The sequence below is a fragment of the Chryseobacterium sp. CBo1 genome (assembly GCF_001693475.1).
GTDB lineage: Bacteria > Bacteroidota > Bacteroidia > Flavobacteriales > Weeksellaceae > Chryseobacterium > Chryseobacterium formosense.
This window is the reverse complement of sequence record NZ_MAUH01000025.1, coordinates 26,385-36,384: the sequence shown is the minus strand read 5'-3', so window position 1 is coordinate 36,384 and position 10,000 is coordinate 26,385. Positions and strand designations below refer to the sequence as shown.

Sequence of the window (10,000 nt, the reverse complement as noted above, 5' to 3'; positions counted from 1 at the left end):
CTCTCAATTTTGTGAGAATAAAATCGTAAATTGCATCTAGGTTATTCATGAATGTATTTGATTGGTAGTCAATACAATTTACAAATTTTTGTAACATGAATAACTTTTTTTATAATGCACTACGGGTTATTAGAGATAATTAATAGATATAAATCGTAACAAAAAGAGAGGCCGTAAGAAAGCCTCTTTTTTTATTCTCTGTCGAAACGAGCAAGTTTTTTATCGATCCAAATAGTGGCAAAAGGGAAAAAAGCAGCAATAAAAGCGAAAATGCTGTCTTCATCATCCCAGGAATAAATTTTTCTAGTAGAAGGCACAAATAAAAGGTATAACGTGAAAAATAATCCGTGAATACTTCCGATCGTACTGATATAAATAATGGCGAAAATGCTTTCAGGCTCAACCCTGATCCAGATCATCGCAGTAAACAAGAAAAACCAGGAAATTGCCTCCGCTAAACAGATCTGCTTAAACCATCTGATGATTTTTTCCTGAGAATATTTTGAGAAAAGATTTTCGAGAAACTCCATTACATTAAATCTTAATTTTGACTAACAACTAACAACTAACAACTAACAACTAACAACTAACAACTATTATTTGTAAAAACTACTCCCGTCCAGATACTCGAAAACTTCCGGAGGCAGCATTGGTCTTACATTTTTACCCTGCATAATCATATTTCTGATCTCAGTTGCCGATAGTTCGATAACAGGTGCTTTGATTAATGAAATGTTTTCATGCTGAAAATAATCCGAATCTTTCTTTTCACCTTCAAAGACTCTAGGATAAACAATAATGTGATGATTTTTCAGAAGAATTTCATAGTTTTTCCATTTATGAAGACTCTTCAGATTGTCTTCACCCATGATGAGACTAAAAGAATAATCAGGATGTTTCTCTTTAAGATAGGTTAAAGTATCAATTGTATAGCTCGGTGTTGGAAGAGAAAATTCGACATTGGAAGCACGCATTTGCGGATAATTCTTGATCGCCAATTCTACCATGTCGAGACGATTGTGATCATTTAATAATGATTTTTTTTCTTTAAATGGATTCTGAGGACTTACCACGAACCAAAGTTCATTCATATCCGAATTTTCCAGGATATAATTAGCCAATATCAAATGTCCGATATGGATTGGATTAAATGATCCGAAGAATAAACCGATTTTTTTCATTTTCATTATTTTTACCACGATGTTCACTAAGATTTTTTCACAAAGTGCACGGGTTTAAAAACTTCCATCTTTCAACACCCCGCTTTCATCAGAATGAAACTTCACATCTTTGATATTCAAACAATGCGTTACATTTCCTTTCCAATGATTTTCTTCGAGAGTAAATGCGATATCGAAACTTTTGGTTCTGAAATCATCGGCGTATTGGCCAAGTTTAAAACCAACACATTCAATATTTCTTCCGGTAGATTCCTGTTTGATGTAAAATTTCAGGTGATTGTTGTCTTTTCCCATCGTTTTTAGATAGCCGGAAATTTTCTGATTTTTTAAAACCAGATTGGGCTTCATATTGTGAGGTCCGAAAGGAGCAAGTTTCCTGTGGAAATTAATAAAATCTCTGTTGATTTCATCAATGTCAACATCGCAGTCAACCGTAATTGAAGGTTCTTTTTGATGGTCTTTTATTTTCTCGGCAACGATTTTTTCAAACTTAATTTTAAAATCTTCAAATTTCGATTTTTCCATTGAAAGCCCTGCAGCAGCGTGATGACCTCCGAATTTCAGGAAATATTCAGAACAGAGATCCAATGCTTCATGCACATCAAAATCCGAAACGGATCTTGCAGAAGCGACCATTTCACCGTTGTTTCCGTCAGTGAAAACCAAAGTTGGTTTGTAGTGTGTTTCTATTAATCTGGATGCAACAATTCCGATAACGCCCTTGTTCCATTCAGGATGGTAAACAATGGTAGAAAACTTTGTTTCCTGATGAGATTCAATAATCTGATTTAAAGCAGAAAGGGTAGAGTTCATATCGAGCTCACGACGTTCATCGTTGAGGTTCATAATGTCGTCTACAATCTGATGAGCGTGTTTCAGATTATCTGAAACCATAAGTTCCACAGCCGCTTTTCCATGCGAAATTCTTCCTGCAGCATTAATTTTTGGAGCAATTTCAAATACAATATTCGAAATTTCAAAATGAGAAAGCTTATCTTCCGGGATGAGAAGTCTCAGTCCCATATTTCGGGTTTTTCTGAGCATTTTTAAGCCCATTTTAGCCAAAACTCTGTTTTCCCCGGTCATTGAAACAATATCGGCAGCAATTGAAATAGCTAAAAGATCAGTTAGCTCAAAAAGCTCCTGTTCAGGAATTTTATAAATGGTGTTCAGACCCTGGCAAAGTTTAAAGCCTACACCACAACCTGAAAGTTCTTTGAAAGGATATCTGCAGTCGCTTCTTTTAGGGTCTAAAACCGCGGTTGCATCAGGAATTTCATCACCTGGTAAATGGTGATCACAGATAATGAATTCAATATCTTTGCTTTTGGCATAATTAATCATATCTAAAGCCTTGATACCGCAGTCTAAGGCAATGATGAGTGTAAAGCCATTTTCTTTGGCGAAATCTATTCCTTCCGTTGAAATTCCGTAACCTTCGGAATTTCTGTCGGGAATATAAAAATCTAGATATTTTTTATGAACGATTTTTCTTAAATAAAGATACATTAATGCGACAGCGGTAGTGCCGTCTACATCATAATCTCCGTATATTAATATTTTCTCTCCGTTTTCAATAGCAGTGGCAATGCGCTCTACGGCTTTTTGCATATCGGCCATCAGAAAAGGACTGTGAATATCATTCATGTTGGGCTTGAAAAACTCTCTCGCCTTCTGGTAATTGTCGATTCCCCTTAGAACCAATAATTTGGACTCAAAAGTTCCAAAACCAAGCGACGAACTCAATCCATCAACAATCTCTTCATCAGGTTCGGGTTTATAAATCCATTTTTGACTCATGTCACAAAAATAGGTAAAATTTATTTGAAAAGCTATTGGAAATTTATGCTTTAATATATTTCAATCTGTGCAGGAAGACAATTAATTTTTAGATGATATGATAAAAGTCTTTATGAATTATAGAATAAATTCTACATCCCGATAAAAGTCTTTTTTTCGAATTGTTTATCTTTGTTCCACAAATTATATAATATGAAAAAAATACTGGTTTCTGCACTTTTCATTGGTGCTTCAATGGCTGTTAATGCTCAAAAGATTAATCTGGGAAAAGCTGCTGGTGTGGTTTCTAAAGGTGCTTCTGCACTCACTTTCTCTAATGCGGATGCTGTAAAATTATCTAAAGAATCGGTGGATTATATGGATAAGAATAATCCTGTTGCAGGGCCAAAAGATCCTTATACGGTAAGACTAAACAAGCTTTTTGCAAAACACAAATCTCAGGACGGATTAAACTTAAATTATAAAGTTTACAAAGTTTCCGACATCAATGCTTTTGCTTGTGCAGATGGAAGTGTACGTGTCTTTTCTTCATTGATGGATGTCATGACGGATGACGAATTGCTTGCAGTAATAGGGCACGAAATCGGTCACGTAAAAAATGAAGATACAAAAGATGCTATAAAGTCTGCTTATCTCAAGGCTGCTGCGTTGGATGCTGCTTCATCTGCTTCGTCTACGGTTGCCAATTTATCTGAAAGCCAGGTAGGGAAAATGGCAAATGCTTTTCTGGATGCTTCACACAGCAAAAAGCAGGAAAATCAGGCAGATGATTATTCTTATGATTTTATGAAATCTAATAATTATAATGTTGTTGGGGCGTATACGGCATTTAAGAAACTGGCACTACTTTCAGAAGGAAGTACACAGTCTAAATTCCAGAAAATGTTTAATTCGCATCCGGACAGCAACAAAAGAGCTGAAGCGATTAAGAAAAGAGCTGAAAAAGATGGTCTTTGGAAAGATCCCGGAACAGTTTCTTTGCCTAAAACTAAACTTACAAAATAGTTTTAAATGAATAGATGAAAATCCTCAAAAATAATTTTTGAGGATTTTTATTTAAATTCAATCTTTGAAAAATTCATATTTATTGACAAAAGAAATTTCAGAATCAATTTTTCCGTTGATTGTACGGGTCATCTTTACCGGAATATAATAGTTGTCGAGCTCATATTTTTCGGATATTTTTTCATTTTCACTTTCACTAAAGCTATTATCAAAAACCAAAGTTTTACCAAAATATTTTCTTTCTTGTTTGAAATGAAATTCCATGTTCACAGTTTCGATATTAGTGAATGAATTTTCTTTAAATTCAACAGTTGTTTGGGTTAGGTTCTTTTCATCATCATATTCTTTGGTAATTTTGTAATTGCCTTTGTATTCAATAAAATAAGAATTCGAATAATTAATTGAATTTTCATCAAACGCAGTTTTGGAGACCAGTTGATTTAAAGAATTAAATTTATAAACAACATGAAATTTTTGTTCTGACTCCTGATTTTTAAAGAAAGCACTCACTTGTTTTTTATCAAAATCATATTGATAAACAAAATAATTATAGTCGTTGTTTTTATCAACTTTAATAACATTTTTATCATTGTCAAAGTCATTACTAGTAACTAAATTTTCAATATATCTCCAAGGATTATTGTTGTTGCCTTCGGCTGGAATTCCTTTTGTTTTTACCAGAATAAGATTTCCTTCTGAATCGTAATTGTATTCATTTTCGCTTGATCCTGTATTAGAATTTAAGACAATTGTTTTTATTATCTGATTTTTATTATTGTAAAAATTCCTTTCTATAATTGTTAAATATTTACCATTCCAGTTTTCACTAACAAATTGTCGATAATATTTGAAGATCAGATTACTATTTCTATCATATTCCAGAATATTTAAATATTTATCATTGCTTTTCTGTTCAAATCTTTTCAATTTTTTTGGTAAGGTTTCCTGAGTGAAATTTACGTTATAAGGCAAATTGTATGAATTTGAAGTCATCATCACATCATCATACTCAGGCATATTCAGTTTTATTTTTTCCTGACAAGATAACAGTGCGGAGATGAAAAGAAAATAGAATAAAGTAACTTTCATTTTTTTCTTTAAAAATATAAAAAACCTCAAATCACTTTGAGGTTTTTTATAAATTAATGTTTCTTAGAATTAAGCGTACATTTTTTCTCTTAATTCTTTTACTTTTTTATCAGCAAGATATTCATCGTATGTCATCTCTCTGTCGATGATTCCGTTTGGAGTAAGCTCGATGATTCTGTTACAGACTGTTGAAAGCATTTCGTGGTCATGAGAAGCCAATAAAAGATTTCCTTTAAAGTTCGATAGTGAGTTATTCAATGTCGTGATGCTTTCCAGGTCTAAGTGATTGGTAGGTTCATCTAATAAAAGAACGTTTGCTTTCTGAAGCATCATTCTACTGAACATACATCTCATTTTTTCACCTCCTGAAAGTACTTTACAAGATTTCAACGCTTCATCACCGGAGAATAGCATTCTTCCTAAGAATCCTCTTACGAATTCTTCGTGACGCTCTTCATCGTTTTTCGTGAATTGTCTCAACCAATCTACCAAGCTTAAGTCTTCCTGGAAGAAGTTTGTATTGTCCAAAGGCATATGAGATTGGTTTGTAGTAACTCCCCAAGCAACAGTTCCTTTGTCTGCTTCTGTATTTCCGGCCAAGATTTCGAAAAATTCTGTAATTGCCAAAGAGTTTTTAGAAATTACAGCAACTTTATCACCTTTTTTTAGATTTAAATCGATGTTTGAAAATAATAACTCTCCGTCTTTTGTTTTCTCAAGACCTTTCACATCTAAGATCTGATCTCCAACCTCTCTTTCAATTTCGAAAATAATTGCCGGATACCTTCTAGAAGAAGGTTTAATATCATCGATGTTCAATTTATCGATCATTTTCTTTCTTGCAGTTGCCTGTTTAGCTTTTGCAACGTTTGAGCTAAATCTAGCGATGAAGTCCTGAAGTTCTTTCTTCTTTTCTTCCGCTTTTTTATTAGCCTGAGCTCTTTGTCTTGTTGCTAACTGAGAAGCTTGGTACCAGAAAGAGTAGTTACCTGTATAAAGATTTAATTTAGCATAATCCAAGTCACCGATGTGCGTACAAACTGTATCTAAGAAGTGACGGTCGTGAGATACAACGATTACCGTGTTTTCATAGTCTGCCAAGAAATCTTCCAACCAAGAAATAGTGTCAATATCAAGGTCGTTCGTAGGTTCATCCAGAATAAGTACATCAGGATTTCCGAAAAGCGCCTGAGCCAAAAGAACTTTTACTTTGTCTTTGTTTTCAAGCTCGCTCATCATTTGCCAGTGCATGTCGTCTGTTATACCCACGTTTGAAAGCATGGTTTGAGCATCAGATTCTGCAGTCCATCCTCCCATTTCGTCGTAGATTACACCTAGTTCACCTGCTTTAATCCCGTCTTCATCAGAGAAGTCTTCCTTGGCATAAAGCGCGTCCATCTCCTCTTTTATCTCGAATAATTTTTTATTACCTCTCAAAACCGCTTCAAGTACCGTATATTGGTCGTAAGCAAAGTGATCCTGCTCAAGAACTGACATTCTTTTTCCAGGTTCCAAAGATACGTGTCCTGTTGTTGGGTCTTGTTTTCCTGTTAATATTTTAAGGAATGTAGACTTTCCTGCACCATTTGCTCCGATAATCCCGTAGCAGTTTCCTTTGGTAAACATAATGTTTACCTCGTCAAAAAGAACTCTTTTCCCGAATTGTAAAGATAAGTTAGATACTGTTAACATATAGTTTTGTAAATTTGGCGCAAAAATACGAAAAGAATTTGGGTAAATGATAATATTGTAATACTCAAGTTTTTATATGAAAGCAAATTTTGTATTTTTAATAACAAAATTTAAGAATAATGAAGATTGAAAAAACAGTCAGAATATTAAATAAAAGAGCACGCTTTGAATATGAAATTCTCGAAGAAATAGAAGCCGGAATGGTTTTGACAGGTACGGAAATCAAATCGCTGCGTATGTCTAAGGCATCGATCACAGAGTCTTTTTGCCAGTTTATTGAAGGGGAATTATACATCATTAATATGATGATTGATGAATACAAATTGGGAACTTTTTATAATCATAAAACAAAAAGGGAACGGAAGTTGCTCTTGCACAAAAGAGAATTGTTAAAATTTGAAAAAAAGCTTAAGGATGCAGGAAACACAATTATTCCTTTAAAACTTTATATTAATGAAAGAGGCAAAGCTAAAATTATTATCGCTTTAGGAAGAGGTAAAAAACTCTTTGATAAAAGGGAGGCCATAAAAGATAGAGAAAATAAACGAAACCTCGATAGAATATTAAAGAAAAGTTAAAAATCATCCTGAAAACTTTGTTTATAAAGAAAAATTATATTTATTTTGCAATATCAATTATTTAATCATTTAATTCTATGAAAAATCTAAAATTAGGAATTTCAGCATTGGCGCTTACAGTTGCCTCTACTGTTTTCGCTCAGACTACCAACAATCCGTGGATGATCGGAGTTGGTGCTCATGCGGAAAACCATAAAGCACAGGCAGGTAATTTCAGCAATACCTTCTCTGCTTCTAATTTGACGAAGACTATGTTCAATATGGACAACTTCTCAATTACACCTCCATTATCTAAATTAACAGTTGCTAGAAACATCGGTAAAGGTTTAGTTATCGACTGGCAAACTACTGTAGGTAATGTTGAAAACCAGAGACTCAATATGGGTAAAGAATTCATGTTGATGACAGGTCTTGGTTTCCAGGCTAAAGCAGCAGGTCTACTTTGGAATGAAGAATCTTGGTTCGATCCTTATTTAAGAGTAGGTGCTAATTATTTAAGACATGATTATACATCTCTTTCTTTCCCAAGAACTGATGTTAACGGAGTATCTGTTACAAACGGTGAAAATGGAAATGAGCAAGGAAAAGCAAATCATTTCGCAGTTGCAACTGGTGCTGGTGTTAACTTTTGGTTAACTAAGAACTTCGGTTTAGGTGTTCAGGGAGATTATGTTTCAACTCCAGGTGATAAAGCTAATTATGCTAACTTCTGGCAAGCTTCTGCTTCTTTGAACTTTAGATTCGGAAACAGAGACAGAGATAAGGATGGTATCTTAGATAAAGACGATTTATGTCCAGATACACCAGGATTACCAGAATTCCAGGGATGTCCTGATACAGATGGTGACGGTGTTCCAGATAAAGACGATCAGTGCCCAGAAGTTGCTGGTCCGGTTGAAAACAACGGATGCCCTTGGCCAGATACAGATGGTGATGGCGTAATCGACAAAGATGACGCTTGTCCATCAGTTGCAGGTCCTGCGGAAAACAACGGATGTCCTTGGCCAGATACAGACGGTGATGGTATCTTAGATAAAGATGATGCATGTCCTACAGTTCCTGGTGTTCCAGAACACAACGGATGTCCTCCTCCAGCACCAGTAGAACCAATTGATGTAGTTATTACAAGAGAATTCAAAGATCTATTGTTTGACTTCAACAAAGCTACAATCAAACCAGAATCTAATGGTAAATTAGAGACTGCTGCTAAGATTATTAAAGACGCTCCTGCTCAGAATTTCGTAATCATCGGTATGACTGATAAGAAAGGTAGCGAAGCTTATAACTTGAACTTATCTAGACAAAGAGCTGCGGCAGTAGTTGCTGCTTTAGAAGCTAGAGGTGTTAGCGGATCAGTATTGAAATCTATCGGTATTGGTGAGCAAGAAGCTACAGTTCCTGAAACAGCTTCTGATGCTGAAAGACAAGCAGACAGAAAAGTTGTTGTAAGAGCGATCTCTGGATCAGAGTGGGAAACTTACAAGAAGTCTGACTTACCAACTAAAAAAGCTCCAGCTAAGAAAAAAGCTCCAGCTAAAAAAAGAAAATAATTAATTTTTCTAAATAATAAATACCTCCGGTTTCCGGGGGTATTTTTTTTGTTGTTGATTTTGAGTATTTTTGTCGAAATTTAAATCTAAAATGGGAAGAGCGTTTGAATATAGAAAAGCTTCTAAAATGGCTCGTTGGGATAAAATGGCCAAAACTTTTTCTAAAATAGGAAAAGATATTGCATTAGCTGTAAAAGCAGGTGGAGCCGATCCGGAATCGAATCCGGCATTAAGAAGATGCATCCAGAATGCGAAGGGTGCAAATATGCCAAAAGATAATGTAGAAAGAGCGATCAAAAAAGCAAGTGGTGCTGATGCTGAAAACTACGAAGAGATCACTTATGAAGGATACGGTCAAGGTGGTGTTGCATTTTTTATAGAGTGTACAACAAACAACACGACAAGAACTGTAGCTAATGTAAGGGCAGTTTTCAATAAATTTGATGGAAACCTTGGTAAAAATGGTGAACTAGCTTTCATCTTCGACAGAAAGGGGATTTTCACAATCGATTTGGCTCAGATCAAAATGGAATGGGATGATTTCGAAATGGAAATGATCGACGGAGGAGCTGAAGATGTTGAAAAAGATGAGGAAGAAGTAATGATCACGACTGCATTTGAAGATTTCGGTTCTTTATCTCATAAATTGGATGAGCTTGGAATTGAAGTAAAAAGTGCAGAGTTGCAAAGAATTCCAAACAATACGAAAGAGGTTACGGTAGAGCAGTTTAAAGCAAACATGAAAATGCTTGACCGTTTCGAAGAAGATGATGACGTTCAAAACGTTTATCACAATATGGAAATTACAGACGAGCTTTTAGAATCTCTTTAAAAAACAACTCTGTTTGTGGCAGAGAGAAATTTATCGCCACGAATACACGAATTAATATCATAACCCTTACTCAAAGATGTAATGATATTAATTCATTCGTGTATTCGTGGCTTTTTTATACAGTACAGCAACAAAAATAATATAGCATTCATATACAGTTAATTTTCAATTAGTTTCTTTGCAAAAGAATCAATTGTGAAATCGCCATACTTGGTAAATAGAAATACTAATTGACATGGCGATCACTTTTGATCATTAGTAAGATAATTGCTG

Annotated in this window: 9 protein-coding genes; 4 read left to right on the top strand and 5 right to left on the bottom strand. The window is 34.7% G+C overall.

Features of this window, described 5'->3' with window-relative positions; genetic code table 11:
- Window positions 1-191: 191 nt before the first annotated feature.
- The 3 genes from BA768_RS13905 to recJ all read right to left on the bottom strand — a co-directional run bounded on the left by BA768_RS13905 (window position 192) and on the right by recJ (window position 2,981).
- Window positions 192-530: a DUF3817 domain-containing protein gene (locus BA768_RS13905; protein WP_065721248.1), complete on the bottom strand. Its 339-nt coding sequence runs from the start codon at window positions 528-530 to the stop codon at window positions 192-194.
- Between the two features lie 66 nt (window positions 531-596).
- Window positions 597-1,181, bottom strand: coding sequence for a nicotinate (nicotinamide) nucleotide adenylyltransferase (gene nadD, locus BA768_RS13900; protein WP_065721250.1), 585 nt, complete (start codon window positions 1,179-1,181; stop codon window positions 597-599).
- 54 nt (window positions 1,182-1,235) lie between these two features.
- Entirely contained in the window at window positions 1,236-2,981 is a 1,746-nt protein-coding gene (recJ, locus tag BA768_RS13895; RefSeq protein WP_051882917.1) for a single-stranded-DNA-specific exonuclease RecJ, read from the bottom strand.
- Between the two features lie 192 nt (window positions 2,982-3,173).
- Between recJ and BA768_RS13890 the strand changes: the two genes are divergently transcribed.
- On the top strand, window positions 3,174-3,986 hold the full coding sequence (locus BA768_RS13890) for a M48 family metalloprotease (protein WP_065721247.1): 813 nt from the start codon (window positions 3,174-3,176) through the stop codon (window positions 3,984-3,986).
- A 57-nt stretch (window positions 3,987-4,043) separates the two neighbouring features.
- Here the strand turns inward: BA768_RS13890 and BA768_RS13885 are convergent, their stop codons facing one another.
- Together BA768_RS13885 and BA768_RS13880 are read right to left on the bottom strand one after the other, a co-directional pair.
- Window positions 4,044-5,075 (bottom strand): hypothetical protein, encoded by a 1,032-nt coding sequence (locus BA768_RS13885; RefSeq protein ID WP_065721246.1) that lies wholly within the window; start codon window positions 5,073-5,075, stop codon window positions 4,044-4,046.
- A 69-nt stretch (window positions 5,076-5,144) separates the two neighbouring features.
- Complete coding sequence (locus BA768_RS13880) at window positions 5,145-6,767, bottom strand: ABC-F family ATP-binding cassette domain-containing protein (protein WP_034678062.1); 1,623 nt, start codon at window positions 6,765-6,767, stop codon at window positions 5,145-5,147.
- Window positions 6,768-6,886: 119 nt separating this feature from the next.
- On the opposite strand from BA768_RS13880, the gene smpB reads away from it, so the two are divergent.
- The 3 genes from smpB (at window position 6,887) to BA768_RS13865 (ending at window position 9,727) form a co-directional block, all read left to right on the top strand.
- On the top strand, window positions 6,887-7,345 hold the full coding sequence (gene smpB, locus BA768_RS13875) for an SsrA-binding protein SmpB (RefSeq protein ID WP_047480469.1): 459 nt from the start codon (window positions 6,887-6,889) through the stop codon (window positions 7,343-7,345).
- 77 nt (window positions 7,346-7,422) lie between these two features.
- Window positions 7,423-8,895 (top strand): OmpA family protein, encoded by a 1,473-nt coding sequence (locus BA768_RS13870; RefSeq protein ID WP_065721245.1) that lies wholly within the window; start codon window positions 7,423-7,425, stop codon window positions 8,893-8,895.
- 91 nt (window positions 8,896-8,986) lie between these two features.
- On the top strand, window positions 8,987-9,727 hold the full coding sequence (locus BA768_RS13865) for a YebC/PmpR family DNA-binding transcriptional regulator (protein WP_065721244.1): 741 nt from the start codon (window positions 8,987-8,989) through the stop codon (window positions 9,725-9,727).
- The last annotated feature ends 273 nt before the right edge of the window (window positions 9,728-10,000 follow it).